The organism is Microcoleus sp. w1-18aA5 (assembly GCF_036701705.1).
In the GTDB taxonomy this organism is placed as follows: domain Bacteria; phylum Cyanobacteriota; class Cyanobacteriia; order Cyanobacteriales; family Microcoleaceae; genus Microcoleus.
Map to the genome: position 1 here is coordinate 91,479 of NZ_JAUPTE010000012.1, position 21,011 is coordinate 112,489.

19 protein-coding genes are annotated in these 21,011 nt (G+C 46.5%); 11 read left to right on the forward strand and 8 right to left on the reverse strand.

Going from position 1 to position 21,011, the window contains the following annotated elements; genetic code table 11:
- Window positions 1–115 precede the first annotated feature (115 nt).
- A complete protein-coding gene (locus Q5691_RS06675) occupies window positions 116–1,909 on the forward strand; it encodes an N-acetylmuramoyl-L-alanine amidase (protein WP_333210443.1) in 1,794 nt (597 codons plus the stop codon).
- A gap of 80 nt (window positions 1,910–1,989) precedes the next feature.
- Window positions 1,990–2,385: an SH3 domain-containing protein gene (locus tag Q5691_RS06680; RefSeq protein WP_333307562.1), complete on the forward strand. Its 396-nt coding sequence runs from the start codon at window positions 1,990–1,992 to the stop codon at window positions 2,383–2,385.
- A gap of 117 nt (window positions 2,386–2,502) precedes the next feature.
- On the opposite strand, the gene Q5691_RS06685 is transcribed toward Q5691_RS06680, so the two are convergent.
- Both Q5691_RS06685 and Q5691_RS06690 read right to left on the reverse strand, forming a co-directional pair.
- Window positions 2,503–3,063, reverse strand: coding sequence for a Uma2 family endonuclease (locus tag Q5691_RS06685; RefSeq protein ID WP_333307560.1), 561 nt, complete (start codon window positions 3,061–3,063; stop codon window positions 2,503–2,505).
- 78 nt (window positions 3,064–3,141) lie between these two features.
- Window positions 3,142–4,119, reverse strand: coding sequence for a hypothetical protein (locus tag Q5691_RS06690; RefSeq protein WP_333307557.1), 978 nt, complete (start codon window positions 4,117–4,119; stop codon window positions 3,142–3,144).
- A gap of 63 nt (window positions 4,120–4,182) precedes the next feature.
- On the opposite strand from Q5691_RS06690, the gene Q5691_RS06695 reads away from it, so the two are divergent.
- Window positions 4,183–5,412: a CapA family protein gene (locus Q5691_RS06695; protein ID WP_333344235.1), complete on the forward strand. Its 1,230-nt coding sequence runs from the start codon at window positions 4,183–4,185 to the stop codon at window positions 5,410–5,412.
- A 100-nt stretch (window positions 5,413–5,512) separates the two neighbouring features.
- On the opposite strand, the gene Q5691_RS06700 is transcribed toward Q5691_RS06695, so the two are convergent.
- Complete coding sequence (locus tag Q5691_RS06700) at window positions 5,513–6,292, reverse strand: calcium-binding protein (RefSeq protein WP_333344236.1); 780 nt, start codon at window positions 6,290–6,292, stop codon at window positions 5,513–5,515.
- A 164-nt stretch (window positions 6,293–6,456) separates the two neighbouring features.
- Window positions 6,457–6,642 carry a precorrin-6A/cobalt-precorrin-6A reductase gene (locus tag Q5691_RS06705; protein WP_333344240.1) on the reverse strand — a complete coding sequence of 62 codons (186 nt, stop codon included), beginning with the start codon at window positions 6,640–6,642 and terminating at the stop codon, window positions 6,457–6,459.
- A gap of 740 nt (window positions 6,643–7,382) precedes the next feature.
- On the opposite strand from Q5691_RS06705, the gene Q5691_RS06710 reads away from it, so the two are divergent.
- Entirely contained in the window at window positions 7,383–8,003 is a 621-nt protein-coding gene (locus Q5691_RS06710; protein WP_445304837.1) for a prepilin-type N-terminal cleavage/methylation domain-containing protein, read from the forward strand.
- A 212-nt stretch (window positions 8,004–8,215) separates the two neighbouring features.
- Here Q5691_RS06710 and Q5691_RS06715 read toward each other — a convergent pair whose 3' ends face one another.
- Both Q5691_RS06715 and Q5691_RS06720 read right to left on the reverse strand, forming a co-directional pair.
- A complete protein-coding gene (locus Q5691_RS06715; protein WP_333344237.1) occupies window positions 8,216–10,144 on the reverse strand; it encodes a penicillin-binding protein 2 in 1,929 nt (642 codons plus the stop codon).
- Between the two features lie 292 nt (window positions 10,145–10,436).
- On the reverse strand, window positions 10,437–11,012 hold the full coding sequence (locus Q5691_RS06720) for a hypothetical protein (RefSeq protein WP_333324926.1): 576 nt from the start codon (window positions 11,010–11,012) through the stop codon (window positions 10,437–10,439).
- Window positions 11,013–11,349: 337 nt separating this feature from the next.
- Here Q5691_RS06720 and Q5691_RS06725 point away from each other — a divergent pair, with 337 nt between their 5' ends.
- The 3 genes from Q5691_RS06725 (at window position 11,350) to glgB (ending at window position 15,190) form a co-directional block, all read left to right on the forward strand.
- A complete protein-coding gene (locus tag Q5691_RS06725) occupies window positions 11,350–11,550 on the forward strand; it encodes a serine protease (RefSeq protein WP_333210036.1) in 201 nt (66 codons plus the stop codon).
- Window positions 11,551–12,096: 546 nt separating this feature from the next.
- Entirely contained in the window at window positions 12,097–12,246 is a 150-nt protein-coding gene (locus tag Q5691_RS06730) for a hypothetical protein (RefSeq protein ID WP_333344238.1), read from the forward strand.
- Window positions 12,247–12,895: 649 nt separating this feature from the next.
- Complete coding sequence (glgB, locus tag Q5691_RS06735) at window positions 12,896–15,190, forward strand: 1,4-alpha-glucan branching enzyme (RefSeq protein ID WP_333210030.1); 2,295 nt, start codon at window positions 12,896–12,898, stop codon at window positions 15,188–15,190.
- A 391-nt stretch (window positions 15,191–15,581) separates the two neighbouring features.
- Here glgB and Q5691_RS06740 read toward each other — a convergent pair whose 3' ends face one another.
- Both Q5691_RS06740 and hpsJ-B read right to left on the reverse strand, forming a co-directional pair.
- Window positions 15,582–16,499, reverse strand: coding sequence for a glycosyltransferase family 2 protein (locus Q5691_RS06740; protein WP_333210028.1), 918 nt, complete (start codon window positions 16,497–16,499; stop codon window positions 15,582–15,584).
- A gap of 86 nt (window positions 16,500–16,585) precedes the next feature.
- Entirely contained in the window at window positions 16,586–17,416 is an 831-nt protein-coding gene (gene hpsJ-B / locus Q5691_RS06745; RefSeq protein ID WP_333210026.1) for a hormogonium polysaccharide biosynthesis protein HpsJ, read from the reverse strand.
- Window positions 17,417–18,212: 796 nt separating this feature from the next.
- On the opposite strand from hpsJ-B, the gene Q5691_RS06750 reads away from it, so the two are divergent.
- The 4 genes from Q5691_RS06750 to Q5691_RS06765 all read left to right on the forward strand — a co-directional run bounded on the left by Q5691_RS06750 (window position 18,213) and on the right by Q5691_RS06765 (window position 20,818).
- Window positions 18,213–18,707, forward strand: a complete 495-nt coding sequence (locus tag Q5691_RS06750) for an adenylyltransferase/cytidyltransferase family protein (protein WP_445300131.1) — start codon at window positions 18,213–18,215, stop codon at window positions 18,705–18,707.
- A 145-nt stretch (window positions 18,708–18,852) separates the two neighbouring features.
- Window positions 18,853–19,722: an STAS domain-containing protein gene (locus Q5691_RS06755; RefSeq protein WP_333056896.1), complete on the forward strand. Its 870-nt coding sequence runs from the start codon at window positions 18,853–18,855 to the stop codon at window positions 19,720–19,722.
- Between the two features lie 55 nt (window positions 19,723–19,777).
- A complete protein-coding gene (locus Q5691_RS06760) occupies window positions 19,778–20,155 on the forward strand; it encodes an STAS domain-containing protein (protein WP_333210022.1) in 378 nt (125 codons plus the stop codon).
- 264 nt (window positions 20,156–20,419) lie between these two features.
- Window positions 20,420–20,818, forward strand: a complete 399-nt coding sequence (locus tag Q5691_RS06765) for an anti-sigma regulatory factor (RefSeq protein ID WP_333210020.1) — start codon at window positions 20,420–20,422, stop codon at window positions 20,816–20,818.
- Window positions 20,819–21,011 lie beyond the last annotated feature (193 nt).

A 21,011-nucleotide genomic window follows, 5' to 3' on the forward strand; every position in this document is an offset into this window, starting at 1 on the left:
ATAAAATGGTCTCTGTCTAGTAAATAAGACTTACGACTAATCCTCTGAAATCCGGTTTCTTAGGGCAAGTTCTAGTATAAATAATCAACAAACTCTCAATTAGTTGCGATATAGAATGAGAAAATTTTTAGCATTATGTGTGTTTGGTCTGATAATTGCGATCGCCTCTGTAGCTGTCGCCGCTCAACCTTTGTTCGTCGCTTATCCTCCCGTTAACCACAAAACTACAGCCGATCGCATCTTTTTAATCGGCACAGCGCCCGCACCGGGACAAGTGTTAGTAAATGGCAACCAAATTTCGCGCACCGCATCCGGGCATTTCGCCCCGACTTTTCCGCTGCAACTCGGCGAAAATGTCTTTACATTGCGTTACGACAATCAGGAAGTCAAAATTAAGGTGACGCGCGAGTCGAATCAGCCAGTAGCTCCTGTAGGATTGGCTTTTGCTAAAGATTCCCTGACGCCGAAAGTCGATGTCGCGAGTTTGCCGGGGGAATATATTTGCTTTGGGGCGATCGCACCTGCGAATGCTCAAGTTTCGGTAAAATTGGCGGGAGTTACTATTCCTTTAAAAGCGCGATCGCAAGTGGAACTACCCGACAACGCATCTGTACTTTTAGACGCAAATTCCCCGATCAATAAAGGCGGCAGCCAACAGTATCAAGGCTGCGGTAAAACCCCTGACAACGCCCTCTCATCTAAGGGAGAAACAGTTGATTTAGGCGTGCCATCGTTTGAACTAACAATGAACGATAAAACTATCAGCCAACAGGGTACTGGCAAGATTTCTATTCTTTCTCCGGTTGACTTAGAAATAGCCGAAGTAACAGCAGATCCTGGTGTTGCCAGAACCGGAGCGAGTACAGATTTTTCTCGGATGACACCGCTGCCGAAGGGAACGCGAGCAACAATTATTGGGCGCGAGGGAGAATGGATCAGACTCGATTACGGTGCTTGGATAAAAGCATCGGAAGTGCGAATTGTCAAGGATACAGTGCCTCCGCGATCGATTATTCGCAGCGCCAGCTCGCGTCAAGTTTCCGGCTGGACAGAGGTGTTATTTCCCTTAGAAACACCCGTCCCAGTCACCGTGCAGGAAGGAGAACGCACTTTCACTTTAACCCTGTACAATACTACCGCTCAAACTGACATTATTCGCCTCTCGGATGACCCAGTAATTTCACGTTTAGAATGGCAACAAATCGCGCCACTGCAAGTACAATATACTTTTAATCTCAAATCTGCCCAGCAGTGGGGCTATAAATTGAGATACGAGGGCACAACTTTAGTGCTGTCTTTAAAAAACCCGCCGGCGAATACAAGCATGATACCTGTGTCGCAAGCAAAGCCGCTGTCGGGAATTAAGATTCTCATCGATCCTGGACACGGCGGGCCAGAGGATGGAGGTGCTGTGAGTCCAGTGGGAATTAGGGAAAAAACAGTATCTTTAACAGTGTCGAAATTGGTGCAACAGGAATTGGTAAATCGGGGCGCGAATGTGGTAATGACGCGGGTAGAAGATGTCGATTTGGATTTGCCACCGAGGGTGGTAATGATTCAAAAAGAAGAACCTGCGATCGCAATTTCAATTCACTACAATGCTTTGCCGGATAACGGCGATGCCATTAAGACTAAAGGCGTCGCCGCTTTCTGGTTTCACCCGCAAGCGCACAGTTTGGCAATGTTTTTGCACAATTATTTAGTTGCCAAGTTGAACCGTCCGAGCTATGGTGTATTCTGGAACAACTTAGCCATGACTCGTCCTGCCGTTACTCCATCTGTTTTAATGGAATTGGGATTTATGATCAATCCCGAAGAGTTTGAATGGATTGTGAATCCGACAGAACAAAGAAAATTAGCTGAGGCGATCGCCCAAGGTGTTACCGAATGGTTTGCCTCGGTCAAATAATAGTTAGTAGTAAGGACTGAAGTCATTCTCAAAAAATTATAATCGGGACTTCAGTTCTGCCAATCCAAGGAAATGAAATAATGCTAATTTTTACTCAATCCAAAGCCTTTTTTATTGCAGCCGTCGTTGCAAGTTTTAGCTTCTCGCTTTACAGCTTTCCTGTTTTCGGCAAGCAGCAAAGCCTGGCTCCCGCAAAAGCAGAAGCTTTAAAAAAGCAAACTCAATGCTCGTTTATTACAGGTGAAGGTGGCGCTGTTAACATTCGCAAAGGTCCAGGAAATAAGTACGCGGTTGTAGCTAAATTGAAAAGGGGAGACGGAGTTAGGGCTGTCAGCAGACAAGGTAATTGGGTGAAAATTGCGGCCAGATTTTCGGGTAATCCTCCTAATGAAACTTTGACCATCCTCGACGGTTGGGTGAACAATCAATTTATTAATGGCTGTTCCGAAGACCAATTTGACAGGTGGCGACAATAGGGAATTTGGTTTGTAGTGAGGACTTACATTCCTGAGTTTAAATAAAGAGGAAAGTCCTCATTAGCAACCCAACCTGGAGATTTTTTTAATTGGTACAAAAAAGACGATCGCCCTGATTCATTGTTGCATTCTCAACCTGTTAAACACCTGTTCGGCGGTGATATTCAGGGGAATCATTTCGGATACAGGAAGGACATCGCTACCTTCGCAGAATTGCGGTTGTTGGTTGGGCAAAAACGCTAAAATCGATCGATCGTCTGGATCAACTAGCCACCCCAACTGACAATTATGTTGCAGACAGTGAATAATTTTTCTAGTTACGCGATTTGAGCTTTGCTGTGGCGAGAGAATTTCGATCACCCAATACGGTGCAATTCGCACATCATCTACTGGTTCGCCGCTGTCATCAAATTGAATCTGTTCCCATAATAGTACCGCAATATCTGGAACAATCGATTGACCGCCAAAGGTACACCGCAACTCTGGAAAAGCATAAGCTATCTTGAGTTCCTCTACCACTTCATTAATGACACGCAGGAATTGCCCCTGGAAACGAGAATGTTTAATTTTCGGCATAGGTTTTTGGAGAATTTCCCCCTCAATGTATTCGCTAGCCGGTTTAGTTTCTGGCAGTTTCAGAAATTGTTCAAGAGTAAGGCGCTTAGTTGCGATCGTCATAAATAAATTCCTCAATTCTACCTATCTTCAGTGTAATTCAAAAATTATTTATTTTGCATAACAATGGTGTTACCTCGCCTAATTTTTCGGAACAATCTGCTGCTTAAACTCAAACAAATTAGGATTTTCCGGGTCATAAAAAGCCCGCAACCAATGCACGTTGGGAGAACCAAAAGTTTCAACTCTAGTAAAATTTTTCATTCTCGGTAGTTGAGTCTCATCGGTAAAATGGGGTAAAGGTTTATCGATGCGGAAATAGTGAGTATCGCCGTGGACGAATACAACCTGCCCTGGGAAATTGCCTGTTTCTGTTTCCAGAGTTGCGATAAAATCGTTGTAACCGCTTCTTCTTTTGTCCGTCGGATCGAATTCAAATCCCGGATTTGCCTGTGCAACTAACACAATTCCTTTGCTGTTGCTGCGTTTGGCTAAAGCAAAACATTCTTTGATCCAGGCTAAGTTAGCCCAATTGCGATCGGCATATTCTGCATCTGCTTCGGGAGTACGGCCAAAATTGTTGTTGCTTCCCGGCATATTAATCGCCAAAAACACAACTCCATGATAAATCCAGCGAACATTTTCGCGGAATTTAGCAAACTGCGGGTTTTCGCTTTGACGGGTGAGAGTTAAGGTGCGCTTTCCCAAACTTTGATTACCCTGGTTGAAAATTTCCCGCAGTTTAGCGAGTCTTTCTACGGGATCGTAACTGCCGTTTTTTGATCGGTGGCAATCCGTCCATTCATTATCGCCATAGGCAAGAATAAACGGAATCTCAAAATTGTCAAATAACTGCTTGCGGCTGACAAAAGTTGCATCATCGCAGACACTAGAACCGTTTTTAATGTCGCCGTCGTGGACTACAAACGCTGCGGGCGATCGATTGATATCTGCAATCAAATTCGGAAATTGTGCTTCCTGTTCGGCACTGTAGGGCAAATCGCCAATCAAGGCAAATTCAAAAGGTCTATTGCTGGAAGTTTGAGCGTAAGTTAAAACACCAAAACTCGTAATTAATACAAAAACAATAAAGGCAATAATTAGATAGTTTTTTTTCATCTATTTAGCCGTAACTAAATTAGTTATGATACCATGTAAGCCGACAAATCACTCTTGAAAATTATGGATTTTCGTCGGTTGCTCTCGCTAATGGCTATGCTTTCGATCGCAGGCTGCAATATTCAAACGCCACAAACCAACACACAGCCTACAGAAAGTCGTAGCTTGCGGGGCGGGACGCCATCGCCAATTGCAGCCCCTGTTCCCGCCCAACCAAAGTCTGAGATCAAAGAAGCAAAACTAATTGCTGTCGGCGACATCATGATGCACAGTACCCAAACGCGATCGGGCTACGACGCAAAAAATAAAACATACAATTTTGACACTTTCTTCGCACCCGTTAAAAGTATCTTATCAACAGGCGATTGGGTTATCGGAAATCTCGAAACACCTTTAGCAGGGGAAGATGCGGGCGGATATACGGGATATCCGCTATTTAACGCACCGGCTCAATTAGCGGATGCGGCTAAAAAAGCCGGATTTAATATCTTGACAACCGCGAATAATCATGCTTTAGACCGTGGAGAAAAAGGGGTAATTAGGACGATCGCCAATCTGAGCGATCGCAAAATTGCTTCCACAGGAACAGCCACATCTACCGCCGAGGCTTCACGCACTTTAATCAGCACCAAAAACAACATTTCACTAGCCAAGCTAGCTTACACCTACGGCACAAACGGCATTCCCATACCCAAAGGCAAAGATTACTTAGTTTCCCTAATCGACGAAAAAAAGATAGTCAAAGACATTGCCAAAGCCCGCAAACAAGGAGCAGATATTATCGCAATTTCTCTGCATTTTGGCGATGAATATCAGCGACAGCCAAACACCCAACAAAAACAATTAGTGGAAAACCTATTAAAAGCTGGTGCAGACATCATTCTCGGCAGCCATCCCCACGTCGTCCAACCTTACAAAATTTTTAAATTTCCCGGAAAAAATGGCAAAACCCGCAAAGCTGTAGCAATTTATTCAATGGGAAACTTCATTTCCGGTCAGAATAGAAAATATACCGACTTAGGGGTAATTTTGCAAGTAAATATTCGCAAAAAATTTCCCGAAAAAACCACAGAAATTACAGAGGTAAAAACACATCCTACTTGGGTGCACCGCTACAGCTTGAACAACAAATTCAACTACCGCGTTTTGCCCCTAGCAAAAACTGTCACCGGTAAAAAAGATCCACTCTTAGCAACTTCGCAATATCCAATTTTATCAAAATATTTGCAGGATATGAACAATCATCTTAACTCTTTAAATAAACCTCAAAATAACAAGAAATCCCTCCCTTAAGCAGGGGGGACGGGATAGCACTCTATCTAGGTTTTAGGTTTTAGTTGGATGCTTAGTCTCTTCCACCTATCAGCTACCACTTGTTTTTGAGAAGTGTCGCCTACACGTAAGTGAATAAACCTAGAGCGCTCTGAGTTACAAACCTGTCCTGCAAAACAGCAATTAGTTCGTAATTTGAATTTTCTTCGCGGTAAATAGCAGTGCCAGAAATTCCCTGAATTGGAGAGCCATCTAAGAGGTAGTCAGACGCACTTCCTTGCAGTTGAATTGTGTCTGCAAAGGGCAGATAATCAGTAATTAATGCGTAGTCAGCATCGCCGCCAACATTGTAGAAAGCCTGACCGGGCGCACCGAGAACGAAGGTATCCAATCCTGTCCCGCCAATCAGCGTATCTGCATCAATTTCCGCCCCGTAACCGTAAGCAATTATTCGGTCATTTCCGCTACCGCCATCTAAATAGTCGCTGCCATCGCGGCCTACGCCACTATCAGTTAGGATGTCGTTTCCATCGCCGCCGTAAAGAGAATCATTTTCCGTGCCACCGATGAGAAAATCATCTCCAAACTCGCCGTCTAATTTATCGTTTCCGCTACCTCCAATTAGGATGTCATCCGCATACCCGCCCCGCAGTTCGTCATTACCGCTACCCCCATTTAATTGGTCGTATCCATAGCCACCGTCGAGGAAGTCATCGCCATTTTCACCAAATAGTTGGTCGTTGCCAAAACCGCCATAGAGTGTATCGTCATCTTCGCCACCGTACAGAAAGTCGTTTCCGCCCAAGCCGACTAGAGAATCATCCCCTGCTAAGCCGTATATGACATCATATTCTGGGGTGCCTTTCAAGCTGTCTGTTTCTTCAGTTCCAGTGATAACCATTGTTTTAGTTCCTGAAATTGCTAGTCGGGAGCGCAAATCGTGCGAGCGAAATTGCCATCGAGGTGGGATGGCAAAATCTAAGAGCGCGATCGCTCTCCCTTAATCAGTTATATCTACTTTAACTATTTTGAAAATTTTCGACCAGTCGCTTGTTTGAGTGACACTCATTTTAGGGAACTCAACTGCTGAATGAACCCATCAATCTCCCCTTCCACATCAGCAACCTGCTCAACATCGGGAATCTGCTGGCGCTGCACGATCACTACCGGAATTCCCAGTTCTCTAGCCGCAACAACTTTAGCATAAGTAGCTGAGCATCCGCTGTTTTTACTAACACTTATATCACTCAGCTATTTTAATAGTAATTGCCGCTCGTGTTCCAATGTAAAAAGTCCCTTGCTAATAACAATTTACCGTTAGGTATAGGAGTATTTAGTGCAGGAGGATCGATCGCCCCCATCAAAAACCAAATAGTCACTGATCTAGGGTGCGTCAGGGAAAACGATATTACCCGAAATCGCGGTAGGGCAGTGCCGTTTCCCTACAAATCGGGCGATCGTTACATCCGATCCGGTTGATTTTACCCCTTACCCGAAATTAGGACACCGCACTGCCGTTTTCCTACCATTAACCGGGGAATCGTTATATCCGATCGCGCGATCGCCCTGGACTCCGCAAGATTCTGATGGAATTCTTCTGTATAATTCTCACAGTGAGGACAAACTATTCTTGACGCTAAAACACGAGCGTCGAAAGTAAATTTGTCTCTCAAGTTAAGTACAAATTTCCACCTTGACTCCCGGCACGTCGGGAGCATCTCAATGAAAGTAGGCAAGCTAGAAATTGAGATTCTCCCTACATACCTTCGGGTTCTGATGCGATCGGGCGATCGACAAAATTGCTGTAGGAAAACCGCACTACCGTTTCCTGACTGCCGTTTCCTTACCCCCAGTTTTTTTTAAGTCGCATAAATTTTCAGTAAATACCGATCTACACACTTCCCAAACCCAAAGTTAAAATATAGCCAATAAAAAAAATAGCTCTTCCTAGCTGTTTTTTTGGCAAGCTAAATATCAGGGAGTTCATCTACGTGTCAATAAATAAAACGTTTAAAGGCAGAGCCACTACACCTGCTGCAGGTTTTACAATGATTGAGCTATTGATAATTCTTTTAATCATAGGAATATTTTGTGCGATCGTCGCCCCCTCTTGGCTAATGTTTATCAACAACCACCGTTTAAAGCTATCGCTCGATAGAGCTTATTGGGCAATGGAACTTGCCCACAGCAACGCCAAACGATCCAAAATTTCATGGCAAGCCAGCTTCAAACAAGTAGGAGAAAATGTACAAATAGCCGTTCACCCAGCCGACATTCCCCCAGCTCAAATACCAGACAGTCAATGGAAAAACCTAGAACCGCAAATTCATATAGATCCAGATGAAACAACAGTGCTCCAAGTAAATGAAAGCAACGAGCAAAAAACAAACGGCACAATCCGGCGCGTCATGTTCAACCACAGAGGTTGCCCCGTATCTCGAAGCGACCACGATTGCACGCTAACGAGTATAAGAGCCAAAGGAACCCTAACGCTATATCATCCCAACTTAAGAAACAGCCAACGCTGCATCATCATCTCCACTCTTTTAGGACATAAACGCACCTCCAAACGACAATCAAAACCCAACGAAAACAAAAGATATTGTTACTGAGTCACTGATGTAGGGTGCGTCAGGGAAAACGATATTACCCGAAATCTGGACACGGCAGTGCCGTTTTCCTACAAATTGGGCGATGCTTACATCCGATCACCCGATGAATTATGTTGGGGGTAGGGAAACGGCCTTGCCGTGTCCTCCATCGCCTTGTTGTCGATCGTTATATTCGATGTCAATTTCTGACGCCACATCTCAGATATAATCAACTACTTCTTACTCGGCGCAATCTTCTCAATAGAAATCAGCGCCTCCATCACCGACTCCACAATCGGAGCCGCCACCGTACCCCCCGAAGAACCCTGATTAGGCTCATCAATCACCGCCAGCACCACATACCGAGGAGCCTCCACAGGCATTATCCCCACAAAGCTAGTAATAATCGCGTTCTTAGAATAACCCCCACCAGCATTAGCTTTTTGAGCCGTGCCTGTTTTTCCAGCAATCCGATACCCAGGAATTTGTGCAGCTTTCCCCGTACCACCATCAACCACAGTTTCCATCATTTCTAACACCTGCTTAGTAGTTTCCGGCGAAAAAACCTGCTTTGGAACCGCCCTCGGAAGCTTCCAATAAGCTTCACCTTCCCTATCAAAAAGTCCCCGCACAACGTGAGGAGTCACTAACTTGCCACCATTAGCCAAAGCGCCGTTAAGCTGCACCAACTGCATCGGAGTAATCGAAAAACCTTGCCCAAAGGCCGTAGTAGCAACTTCCACCGGAGAGTTAATAAATTGCTCTCGATTTTTAAGTTGACTGCTTACTTCAAAAGGCAAATCAGTTCCCGCAGTTTGTCCGAGTCCGAGTTTTTCTAAAGCTTGATAGTAAAGAGAAGGTTTCATGGTTCTCATGATGTGCACCATCCCCACATTACTAGAATGTTTCAAAATCTCAGTAACAGTCGAAGGCCCGCGCGCGCCTGCTCTTTGGTAATCGGAATTTTGGATAGTCCAGGGATTCATATAAATCCGACCTTCATCGTTAAACACAGTATTAGGTTTCACCGCACCCGCTTCCAGAGCGATCGCCACATTAATCGCTTTAAAAGTCGAACCAGGCTCATAAACATCAGTGACAGCCCAATTTTTATAGCGCGACAAATCGAAATTAAAATATTGATTCGGGTCATAAGAAGGTTCCGCCACAACTGACAGCAATTCCCCGTTACGGGCATCCATCACAATCACTGTCCCCCGCTTCGCATCGTGTTGCTTCATTTTTTCCTTGAGGGCACTTCGGGCAACCCGCTGCAAGCGACTGTCGATCGTCAATTGCAATTTCAAGTCATCAAGCTGTACAAATCCCGCCGTCAGCCGATCGGGAACCCAATTCCCATTGCTCGACCTGCTAAACTGAATCGACGGCATCGATCGTTCCAACAAATTCTGCTGGCTGTATTCCACCCCAGCTTGTCCCTTCCGTTCCCCGTCCACATAACCGAGGATATCCGCCGCCAATTCCTGCTGCGGGTAAAAACGCTGTTGCTGCCGCAGCAACTCCAAGCCATCGACCAGACTCTCTTTAATTTGCATCCCAGCGACGCGATCGGCAACCTCTTGAGGTAGAGACTCCGCAATTGTAATACCGCTTTCAGCAAGATTAAACCTGCGTATCAGTTCAGTTTCCGACGTAGTGCCCGGAGTCAGTTCGATCGCCAGCATCGGAGCCAATTTAGCAGCAATTTCCGCCTTCGAGTGGTTAAACAACTTCGGGTGAGCGTAGAGCGTGTACACCTGTCTGTCGATCGCCAAAACATTTCCTGCGCGGTCAATTATCGGGCGTCTTGGTACAAAGGGCTTCGTTTTGAGAGTTTGCTGCTGCTCGGCCTGTTTACGCAGCGCCGGAGCTCGCGTCACCTGCAAATAAAACAAATTCACGGCCAGCCCCAGCCCCCCCAGCATCAACACCGCCCACACCGCCCACAAACGGAACTTGCTGCGCTTTAAACGCTCCACCGGTCGCCCCCAAGATGCAGCCGTCTGTTGTGGCGATCGGCCGAAACTGCCGGAATATCTAGGCTTTGCTGGTTTTTCCCACCCAGTACGCGCGGCGAAGCTATCCCGTAGGGAATCGCCCGCCTGTTTTTTGCGTTTAAAATTCGGCGATCTGTAGCGGTCAAAACGGGGGTCGTAGCTCATGGCATTAAAAATTCAATAGCAAGTTAGAGCGTTTTAGAATTTAGAATTTATAACTTAAATCTTAAAAGATAAAATTCACGACTTGGGAATGAGCATTCCCTATCAGGGTTTGGATCACCTACAGTTGCATTCTATTTTTTGAAGTGGTCTTAATTATTTTTAATCTGTAACTTACGGTGGGAAGCAGAAAATCGATCGCGACTTGCAAAAAAGTCAACAAGGAAATTAGATCCTCCAATTCTCAAGCCCTCGGACACTCAGGCCCTCGGGCGCTCTCCGCTTTGACACAGGTTTAATAGCCCAGCGGTGTTTCCACACCGGCTCGACTCTTGAGAGCGGGCTCAGAATTTGGTGCCGCAACGGGCGATCGAGTTTCAGGGGCCGGCTGCAAGAAAATCGTGTCCCCAGGATTCTGTGGAACCAAACCGGTTTCGGAATTTTGGGCTTCTTTAGCAAGTTGGTGTTTCAAGACTTCGCTAGAAGCACTCAATTGCTGTTCCCGGAGGCGCAGAGTTTCCAGTTTTTGATACTCCTGACTCCAGCGCTGCTCGCCGTAAACTGTCAAGCCGTAGAGACTCAGAGCACCGCCCAAAAGCATAAGCGCTACCACTGAGGAGGCGCGCTGTGCCTGCAGGAGCGATCGTAACCACACTGGCTGCTGCTGGCGATTGGGCAACACTTTCAGCACTGATGCCGACGATCGAGTCTGAGCCTGTTCATCTGCTGGCGAGTAGTTGGGCAATACCGGCCCTGTCTTCGCCCGCCTAGCTTTGGCAATAGAAGTAACTTTGCTTTTGGCAGCGCCAGCAGCGGGCTTGCGGGTCGATCGGGAGCGGGGAGAATCGGGGGATCTGATAGCAGCGGTCATAGAGTTCACCAATACGTAAAATGGGGTAGCTTCAGCTTGATTGAGGTTAAAAGTTTTTTGTCTCCGAGATCGCCAGTGGTGGCTATCTGCGTTCGATCGGCTATCCTTACCAAGGATACCTCACAAGCCAACCAACCCATCCTACCACTGGTCTCTTTGACTTCAGGATTTGCCAAAAAAAAGAAATCTTTGCTGGTTAGCGATAATCTATGTGAAATTTATTAATAAATGCAGTATTGTAATCAACGAGCGAATCGTTGAGCTATTCGTGCCAGCATTGTTTCTCAAGTACACTATTCCCTTCCTTGCGATGGGTTTTCAATGTTAAGGAGTTTTTATGAACAAGGGATTAATTCGTTTGACTTTGGTAGTGGGCTTGGCAGCCGCCCTCGGCGCCTGCGGAGGTGAGACCACCAGCCCCACCAGCCCTTCTCCGGGCGGACCTGGCACTACTACTACTACTCCTCCTGCTGCTTCTTCTCCATCTCCAAAGGCCACTCCCACTACTAGCCCTGCCCCTACTCCTAAAAAGCCCTAACAAGGGCTCTGTCCGAGTCGGTGCCCAACGAGCCTAGCCTCGGGGTGAAAAATGGTTCGCTCCTCGCATTTTTTCATCTCATCGGTCTAGGTCTCAAGTTGGGTGGTAGTGATTGTCTGATGCTTTTACTACTAAAGTTCAGTACGTCCCGTTACCGCAGCAAAGTCCGCTGATTCGCTGCGTTACAAAAACATTCCCTTTCAACTAGAAAATTTGACCAATAATTTCTTGATGGTACCCGCCACGTGATTTATCCGTGGAATCAATCCCAAATCCAAAATCCTTGCATCCTCAAGCCCCCGGATTTATCCGTGGTGTCAATCTCAAATTTAAAATCTAAAATCTCAAATCGAATGACTCCCGGCCTGCAGGTCTTGAAACTCAAACCTGTGACAGGATGTTTGAGGACATTGCCACTGCTGCTGCCTCAACTGAATATCCACCGGAGGCAAGCGAGACTCGACGCAAATTTTGCACTCTATCCAGTCTCCCTTGCCTTCCCCGCAACTGTTCCCACAGACGAGAGGAAAGCAAGCAGACACTTGGATGCTCGTCGAAAACTGGCTCGATGACAGCATCGGCATTGCTACTCGATTTGTTGACTACGAGTTTCGCGTCTGTGCGGTCGATCACATCGAGCCGTCTGTTTTGAGCAAGTTTAGTGATTCAATTGGCGCCGCACCAGTTCGGTATTAACCCTGCCTCGGCAAAACTCGCTCCAGTTGCGCCTCAGTGCTGCTTTAAACCTATTTCACCGTCGCTGGTAGGATGGTGCTAGTTTGGTAGGCAATTCCTTGAGGATGGCAGATATTGCTTGCTGCTGTCGCCATGCTGAGTGCTTTAGCTTTGATTCCTCAATACCGAGTTAGGCATCCTTGGCTGTTTGAGCGTATTGCCCAAATTCACGGACTTTGTGGGGAAACCCAGCCTCCAGAATCTGAAAGTCTATCGATCAGGCTATCCTCCCTACCTGAAAATTCCAGGTAAACTATTAACTGCTGCCCCACACTTACAGGCTTGACCCTTCTGTCGCGGCAAATCGACAATAGTTTGAAAATTTTTCATATCACATATTAAATAATAAGTCAAGGATATTTCGGAAAAATATAAATTTTTCAATTTGTTTTAATATTTCTATACTTAGATGTTAGCAGCAAAACCCCAGCTCTGCCGCCGGCAAGGCAACAGCCTGCCGTGTGTGCAAGGGCGCGCGCTGGAGCTGCTGCAGTCAAGATCATGCTAATCAGTGGTAGGATCAGCGATCAAAAATGTATCCAAATGTAAAGTGCAGCGCCGCTCTAGGTTTTGAAAGCCATTTAGTTAAAAGATTGAGGTAAGTAGTTTTATGCCCGCGACCGTCCCCTTTGAACAGATTGACCGAATTGTTTGGAATCAGCACCACGATCCATTTGAAGTGCTAGGCCCTCACGCGATCGAAGAAAATGGCAAAAAAGTCTGGGTCGTCCGAGCTTATCTGCCGAATGCGGATGCGGTATCCGTAGTTTTGCCGGAGGCCAGGGCCGAATACCCGATGAAATCAGAACATCACCCTCACTTTTTTGAATGTACGATCGACACCCCAGAACTAGCAAACTATCAATTGCGGGTCAAAGAAGGGGAACATGAGCGCTTCATCTACGATCCCTACGCCTTTCGATCACCCAAACTCACAGAATTCGACCAGCACCTATTCTCAGAAGGCAATCACCACCGCATTTATGAAAAACTCGGGGCGCACCTCACCGAAGTAGGCGGCATCACAGGAGTATATTTTGCCGTTTGGGCTCCGAATGCCCGCAACGTCTCTGTTTTAGGAGATTTTAACTATTGGGACGGCCGCAAACATCAAATGCGGAAGTCGCAAAACGGCATCTGGGAATTATTTATTCCGGGACTATCCGTGGGAACTTCCTACAAATACGAAGTGAAAAACCAAGACGGACATCCCTACGAAAAGTCCGATCCTTACGGTTTCCAGCAAGAAGTGCGGCCTAAAACAGCATCAATTGTCACCGACTTAGACACCTACACTTGGCACGACAGCGCTTGGATCGAAAAGCGGCGGCACACAGACCCACTGACGCAGCCGATTTCGGTTTACGAATGCCACATCGGTTCTTGGCTGCACGCGGCTACTGACGAACCCGCCGTGCTACCAAATGGGGAAATACAACCCGCCGTGCAGGTTTCGGAACTCAATCCTGGGGCGCGCTTTCTGACTTACCGGGAATTAGCCGATCGGCTGATACCCTACGTCAAAGATTTGGGATTCACTCACATCGAAATGCTGCCCATCGCCGAACATCCTTTCGACGGTTCTTGGGGCTATCAAGTCACCGGTTATTTTGCCCCAACCTCCCGCTACGGCACACCTGAAGATTTCATGTATTTTGTTGACCAGTGTCACGCCAACGGTATTGGCGTACTGGTGGACTGGGTACCAGGACATTTTCCCAAAGACGGCCACGGCTTGGCTTTCTTTGACGGAACTCACTTGTACGAACACGCCGACTCCCGCAAGGGCGAACACAAAGAGTGGGGAACCCTAGTATTTAACTACGGCCGCAACGAAGTGCGGAATTTCCTAGTATCAAACGCTCTGTTCTGGTTTGACAAGTACCACATCGACGGGATTCGCGTAGATGCCGTAGCCTCGATGCTTTATTTGGATTACTGTCGCGAACCTGGAGAATGGCTGACCAACCAGTACGGGGGCAGGGAAAATATCGAGGCGGCAGATTTTCTGCGTCAGGCGAATCACGTCATTTTTAGCTATTTCCCAGGTGCGTTGTCGATCGCCGAAGAATCTACCTCTTGGCCGATGGTATCTTGGCCGACCTATGTAGGCGGTTTGGGTTTCAACCTGAAGTGGAACATGGGTTGGATGCACGATATGCTCGACTATTACCACATGGACCCGTGGTTCCGCCAGTTCCACCAGAACAACATAACTTTCAGTATGTGGTACAACCACAGCGAGAATTTCATGCTGGCTTTGTCCCACGATGAGGTAGTCCACGGCAAAGCCCACATCATCGGGAAAATGCCAGGGGACGAATGGCAAAAGTTTGCAAACGTGCGGTGTTTGTTTACTTTTATGTTTGCTCATCCCGGAAAGAAAACGATCTTTATGGGGATGGAGTTCGGCCAGTGGCAAGAGTGGAACGTTTGGGGGGATTTGGAGTGGCGTTTGCTGCAATTCGAGCCGCACCAAAAGTTGAAGCTGTTTTTTAAAGATTTGAACAATTTGTACCGCAGCGAAACGGCACTTTACAGTCAAGATTTTGCTGAGGATGGGTTTGAGTGGATTGATTGCAGTGACAACCGACACAGTGTCGTGGCATTTGTGCGCCGAGAGAAGGATGGCGACGAGTTTGTGGTGACGGTGTGCAATTTTACGCCGCAGCCACACTCTCACTATCGCGTAGGAGTGCCGGAACCAGGTTTCTATACGGAGTTGTTTAACAGCGACGCGCGGGAATACGGCGGTAGCAATATGGGGAATTTGGGGGGCAAGTGGACTGAGGAGTGGTGGTTCCACAACAGTGCTTATTCGATCGACTTGTGTTTGCCACCTTTGGGGGTATTGATCTTAAAGCTCGATCGGGCAAAAACAACAGCAAAATCTCAACAGTTTTAAGTTGTGAGTCATGAGAGTTTTGAGTTAGGAAGAATCAAAACTTTATTAAACCTAAAACTTTGAAGCTATTCCGAAACCCGGTTTCTCCAAGAAACCGGTTTTTTTTTGTTTTGTTGTTGTGGCGAAAGAAGGAAGTTCTGCAACGGATTGGCTTTCTTCGGATGTAACGGATGTAATACTAATTCCCAATTACTGATTACCAGTTACCCATTACCAATTACCAGAAAGAATTGGTTTAAAGCCCCAAGCCTGATCGGGAGAAATTAAAAGAAGACTACTCATTACTCCAATCCTCGGACTTCCAGGTAGAGGTCGCCCCGCGTGCGGTCAACTGTCAACTGTCAACTGTCAACTGTCAACTGTCAACTGTCAACTGAACCATTACCAATTTTTAATTTCGAGTATCGGAAGCGCCAAGATTATAAGAAACTTTTGACTGCTCAACTGTTACTACTTCCGAAAGAGATTGTTCTGCAGCTACCTCTAACTTTGGCAGTGGTAGATGCTTCATTTCCCAAACTTTTAGCAAAATTAGATATTCATAAAAAGCTTGCAGCGTGCACCAAGCCAATCCCGCTTGGCCGTCAAGAAATCCGCCCAGTAAAATATACATATAGAAAAAGCGCACCACAGGCCGCAAAGGCAAGCGCAAAGAAAAATCTTTCAAAGCGCGGCGCCTTTCCACCTCCGACGCGCCAAACAATAAACCCCACCAATTTACTTGACCTGCTTCTAATTGGCGGAGAGTTTCAGCCGCCTCGTCAGTCGAGTAGCGGTTGTGCTTTTCAATCCAGCGGGAAAGACCTTTGCTGCAAGTATAGTGAGGGTAAGTTTCCTTCAAAAAGTGAGTAGGACCGTTGCAGACTTCGCGTTCAGTGTGACCGTAGTCAGTAAACCACACTCGGTCTTTGCGAAAGAGGCGCATTTGATAGCGCGGATATTGAGTGCTGCGGCGAATCCAGCGTTCCATAAATATTACTTTTTCAGCTACGTAATAGCCGATATATTCTTGACTTTCGATCGCCTTTAAGCATTCAGCAAACAGTGCAGGCGTCATCCGCTCGTCAGCTTCGAGGATGTAAACCCATTCGTACTTGCACGGGACTTCTTGGAGCATCCAAGTCCGCTGGCGTCCGTGAGTTTCAAAGGGGTGCTGCACTGTTTGCACGGCATAGTTCTGAACAATCTCAAGGGTGCGATCGGTGCTGAAAGAATCAACTACAATGATATCGTCACAAAGCAGTGCCGATTCAATGCAAGCGGCGATATCAATCTCTTCGTTGTAAGTCAGAATATAAATTGAGAACATTCCCAGCTTTCAGTAAGGGCAAACTATTTGGTAAACAAACTATTTCTCAGGGATGTCTCGACCAGCGCGATCCCTGCCAGCGCTGGTCAATTTTTGCGGCGGCCGAACCGCAGAATTCCCATACTTCTCAATCCCGTCCAACCGACAGTAATGTAGCCGATCGCTAACAGCAAACTGGTGATTCCCGTCTGCAAACTCGAATTTCTCGATCGAGTTCTTAACTCTTTCTCTTTTTGTTGCTTGCGGGTGCGAATCTCGTTGCGAGCTTGAGTGGGAAGTGATTGAGCTTGCTGTTCCAGGAACTTGTCGAGGGCTTTCGGGTCATTTTTCGACTCCTCAAGCACAGCTTTCAATTCCTTGGGAACCTCTGGACTCTTGAGTGCTTGTTGCAGCTTCCCGTCGTCTTGCAGCAGCGCCCCTATCTGGCTGCGACGCTGGCTTTTGAGCTGTTCTACCTGAGCTTTAAATTGAGGGCTTTTAAGTTGTGCCTCAAGTTGACCTTCCGCTTGTCCCGCTTCTTGATCGACTTGAGTCAGAGCATCCTTGAGTTCCAAACGAGTATTGTTGAGGTGAACGGGAACCAGAGATAGGTAAACTAGACCTAACAAGCTGGAAATCAACAGGGCCCAGAATCGCAAGTCCAGCCAAACATTGCGTCGCTCAATAGAGACTCCACTGCTGCTGTCCACCCAAAAGCCAGTCATCAGGAGGGCGATACCGATCAAAGGAATAATGCCCTTGTCAACTATCTGAGTTGCTGCAGTCAACTGCCAGCCTCGATTGAGAAGGTCTGAAGTTTCTCCCGGCAGCGACAGAACAATGCAGTCAAGCAAAGCAGAGAGAATCAAGATAATCCCCACTACTTTGAGAGTTCGAGCAGCTACTGAAGAAAATTGACGGCTATTACTTGCTTTCATAATTCGTGTTAGATAATTCTACACCCTTAGATTCAAAGGGGTAGTTGAGTGGATTTTGTTGAACGAGTTTAGCTATTTTCCACCAAAATAGCTGCTTCGAGTACCGAACTCGACTTTCCTCTGGGTTTTCACAGGCTGCGGTTACGACCCAAAAGGTCGAGTTTTTGCACAGCTATATAGAGTTGGACACAGAAGGCTGTGCGCTTCTGGGTTGGCTGTAAAGCTTGGTCAAGATTGCGCCCAGACACGGCAGCAAGCAACTGCTGGCTTCTTCTATAGTCTGACGAATCCAGCGTAAAGATGAGTTCTGCACGCTTGGGTTCGGTGCTTTTAACTAGCTTTCGCTCGCGCGGCGGTGTCAGAAATAATAGACACAGGAGGAGCGCGTTTCGTTGGGTTTCACCCCCTAGGGCTCTCACACCCCGATCGCCTGCCCGATGCGGGGGAACTAAATCCCTTGTCTTATAGTAATTGATATAAGAGAGGGCGGGAATAAATAATTGTTTACCAACCTTTTTAACATCCAATTACCAACAGCACGATACGGCAGTCACAAATACACGAATAGCGGTTTTTTACTTGGAAATTCTGTTTGCCATATCAGCTTCGTCGCCGGTAATTTTTACTTCTATATTCTTGCTTAATAGTCACAGATTACTAATGCCTATTTAGTCATTTACAGCTATTAATTATTGCCAGGTTGAAGGATTTATTGTTCAATATTAAAAGTGCAAGAATTCAGATTTTTTGGTAGGATAATTTTGCTCGCTGTTCAAATTTGGTGGTAATGACTGCAATGATTTCTAATGTTTACACGTTGAAAGAACTTGAAAGATCGCTCGCATCCGATCCGGACAAGTGGCGTCCGCTCGTGTTTACTAACGGGTGCTTCGATATCCTGCACTGCGGTCACGTCCGCTATTTGCAGGCAGCAAAAAATTTGGGGCGATCGCTCGTGGTGGGCTTGAATAGCGACGCCAGCGTGCAAGCTATCAAACCCCAGCAGCCGGGATTGCCACCCCGCCCGATCGTACCGGAAAATCAGCGAGCCGAAGTGTTGGCCGCCCTCAAACCAGTAGACGCCGTAATAATTTTTGCCGAGATTACAGCAATTAAACTGATAAATATCCTGAAGCCTGATATATACGTTAAAGGAGGCGACTATCAAGTCGAAACTCTGCCAGAAGCACCGGCTGTTATCGCCGGAGGTGGCAAGATTTCCTTAATCGAAATAGAAGTTCCGAGTTCTACGAGTGCGATCGTCAAACGCATTTTACAATTAGGTACTTAACCCTCGATCGAAAACAGCAAACAGTGAGCTAAACTCAGAAGTTGCCCCATCATCAAAAAACACGCTTGGTGCGCGCGTGCGAAGCTATCCCGTAGGGAATCGCTCGTACAACTTCATTCCAATTGCTAAGCAGGAGATAATTTTAATGGAACTCACAAGCAATAACACGATCGCGGAAATCCTACAAAGACACAAAGCAGAGTTACTAGCAGACTGGCTCAAAGAACTGCAAAATACCGGGCTGCGGCGGGACGACTTGATGAGAGCCAAAGAATTGCGCTCCGAGTGTCAAGAGTTCCTGCAATTGCTCCACATTGCAGTGGGGCACGGTAACTTTAGCGACATCCAGACACCCGAATGGGAAAATATGCGGGTGTTGCTAGCAGAAGTTTCGCGATCGCGCGTTCAGAGAGGCTTTACTCCCTCAGAGATAGCGAGTTTCATTTTATGCTTCAAAAAGCCATTGTTCGATCGGCTTTGTCATGAACTGACACAAAACCGCGACGCACTTGTCGAACAACTTTGGCTTTCCACCAGTTTATTAGACCAGCTAGGCCTTTGGGTGACAGAAATTTTTCTCAAAGCTCGCGAAGAAGTCATCGAACGCCAGCAGCAAGAAATGCTCGAATTGTCAACACCCGTCGTCAAACTTTGGCAAGGCATTCTCGCTTTACCCATGATCGGGACTCTCGACAGTGCCCGCACTCAAATAGTCATGGAAACTCTGTTGCAGGAAATCATGGAAACCGGCTCAGAATTTGCAATTTTAGACATTACAGGCGTGCCGACTGTTGACACTTTAGTTGCTCAACATTTATTAAAAACTGTCGCCGCCGCCCGTTTAATGGGTACTGAGTGCATCATCAGTGGCATTCGTCCGCAAATAGCTCAAACCATAGTTCATTTGGGAGTTGACTTGCAGGATATTCTCACAAAAGCTACTTTAGCAGATGCTTTTAAGGTCGCGTTGCAGCGCCAAGGTTTAACTATAAAAAATCTTAAAGAGGAAAGATAAACATATTGCAGTCTGACAGGTAAACCCAAGTAAAAGTTAACGAATAGGTAAATTTGTGGAACGAATACCGATTCTTCAAATGGGAGAATTTTTGCTAGTAACAATTCAGGTAGATATGCACGATCGCTTAGCAATGACGCTGCAAGATGACCTGACGAACCGCATCGTCAAAACAGGTGTCAAAGGTGTGTTAATAGAAATTTCTTCCCTCGAAATTGTTGATTCTTTTATCGGTCGCATTATCAACAATATCGCTAGTATGTCACGAATTTTAGATGCGGAGACAGTTGTAGTCGGGATGCAGCCAGCGGTTGCTATTACCCTCGTTGAGTTGGGCCTTTCCCTGACAGGAGTTCGCACAGCTTTAAGCGTTGAAAAAGGCATGATTTTGTTGCGAAAATCCTTGGGTTTGTCTCTTGACGGGCAAGCGTAAGCAGTCTATTAATTGTCCCCTGACTGAGGCACAGGCAATCACGAAACCTAGTTTGTTTGTACATACCTTGTTGACAAACTGAAGATTTCTTAGGAGAGGGCTTACGCACTCAAGGGGGTTAAATCAAGGGTTTGAGATTCCTGCACTATCTTCTCTTTTGAGAGAAAATCGTAGTAAGTGCGTAAGTCTTATTAGGAGAAACTAAGTTGATGAGTCTAAGTCCTATATTTTGGGGAGAAGTTCTATTTTGGTACAGTAGCCGCCATGTCAAAACGTGAGACACTAGAAATCCGATCGTCATCCGATATAGTCCACGTCCGACAGCAAGTGCGAACTTGGGCTGTAGCAATGGGATTCGGTTTACTAGACCAAACGAAAATCGTTACCGCAGCCAGCGAACTCGCCCGCAATACTGTAGAGTACGGCAAAGGGGGAACTGTAACTCTCGAAACACTCCAATTAGGCACGCGCAAAGGGCTACGGCTGATATTTGAAGACAAGGGCCCGGGAATTCCCGACATCGAATTGGCTATGACTGACGGTTATACTTCTAATCAGGGTTTGGGTTTGGGACTCAGTGGTTCTAAACGGTTGATGCACGAATTTGAAATTGTTTCCAAAGTGGGTAAGGGGACTAAAATTGCGATCGTCCGCTGGCGGTGAGTAAGTAATACGATTTGAGAGTTGAGATTTTAGATTACAGCATTGGGAATGAGTGAAAGCATCCAGGATACAAACCCCCGGATGAATCCGTGGGTTCAATGCTTCCATTCTTTAATCTGAAGTTCCCCCAGTAGGGGGAATGTTCAAATCTCACAAACCCTTGCACTACAAGGAACGATCGCCTTTTTACCCC

What these genes read in the sequence shown, in the direction of transcription:
- Q5691_RS06730 (WP_333344238.1), top strand. Translation starts at nt 12,097, where the DNA reads ATGCTCGTCGAAAACTGGCTCGATGACAGCATCGGCATTGCTACTCGA.
- Q5691_RS06700 (WP_333344236.1), bottom strand. Translation starts at nt 6,292, where the DNA reads ATGGTTATCACTGGAACTGAAGAAACAGACAGCTTGAAAGGCACCCCA.
- Q5691_RS06720 (WP_333324926.1), bottom strand. Translation starts at nt 11,012, where the DNA reads ATGACCGCTGCTATCAGATCCCCCGATTCTCCCCGCTCCCGATCGACC.
- glgB (WP_333210030.1), top strand. Translation starts at nt 12,896, where the DNA reads ATGCCCGCGACCGTCCCCTTTGAACAGATTGACCGAATTGTTTGGAAT.
- Q5691_RS06685 (WP_333307560.1), bottom strand. Translation starts at nt 3,063, where the DNA reads ATGACGATCGCAACTAAGCGCCTTACTCTTGAACAATTTCTGAAACTG.
- Q5691_RS06715 (WP_333344237.1), bottom strand. Translation starts at nt 10,144, where the DNA reads ATGAGCTACGACCCCCGTTTTGACCGCTACAGATCGCCGAATTTTAAA.
- Q5691_RS06675 (WP_333210443.1), top strand. Translation starts at nt 116, where the DNA reads ATGAGAAAATTTTTAGCATTATGTGTGTTTGGTCTGATAATTGCGATC.
- Q5691_RS06695 (WP_333344235.1), top strand. Translation starts at nt 4,183, where the DNA reads ATGGATTTTCGTCGGTTGCTCTCGCTAATGGCTATGCTTTCGATCGCA.
- Q5691_RS06680 (WP_333307562.1), top strand. Translation starts at nt 1,990, where the DNA reads ATGCTAATTTTTACTCAATCCAAAGCCTTTTTTATTGCAGCCGTCGTT.
- Q5691_RS06755 (WP_333056896.1), top strand. Translation starts at nt 18,853, where the DNA reads ATGGAACTCACAAGCAATAACACGATCGCGGAAATCCTACAAAGACAC.
- hpsJ-B (WP_333210026.1), bottom strand. Translation starts at nt 17,416, where the DNA reads ATGAAAGCAAGTAATAGCCGTCAATTTTCTTCAGTAGCTGCTCGAACT.
- Q5691_RS06725 (WP_333210036.1), top strand. Translation starts at nt 11,350, where the DNA reads ATGAACAAGGGATTAATTCGTTTGACTTTGGTAGTGGGCTTGGCAGCC.
- Q5691_RS06750 (WP_445300131.1), top strand. Translation starts at nt 18,213, where the DNA reads ATGATTTCTAATGTTTACACGTTGAAAGAACTTGAAAGATCGCTCGCA.
- Q5691_RS06765 (WP_333210020.1), top strand. Translation starts at nt 20,420, where the DNA reads ATGTCAAAACGTGAGACACTAGAAATCCGATCGTCATCCGATATAGTC.
- Q5691_RS06690 (WP_333307557.1), bottom strand. Translation starts at nt 4,119, where the DNA reads ATGAAAAAAAACTATCTAATTATTGCCTTTATTGTTTTTGTATTAATT.
- Q5691_RS06740 (WP_333210028.1), bottom strand. Translation starts at nt 16,499, where the DNA reads ATGTTCTCAATTTATATTCTGACTTACAACGAAGAGATTGATATCGCC.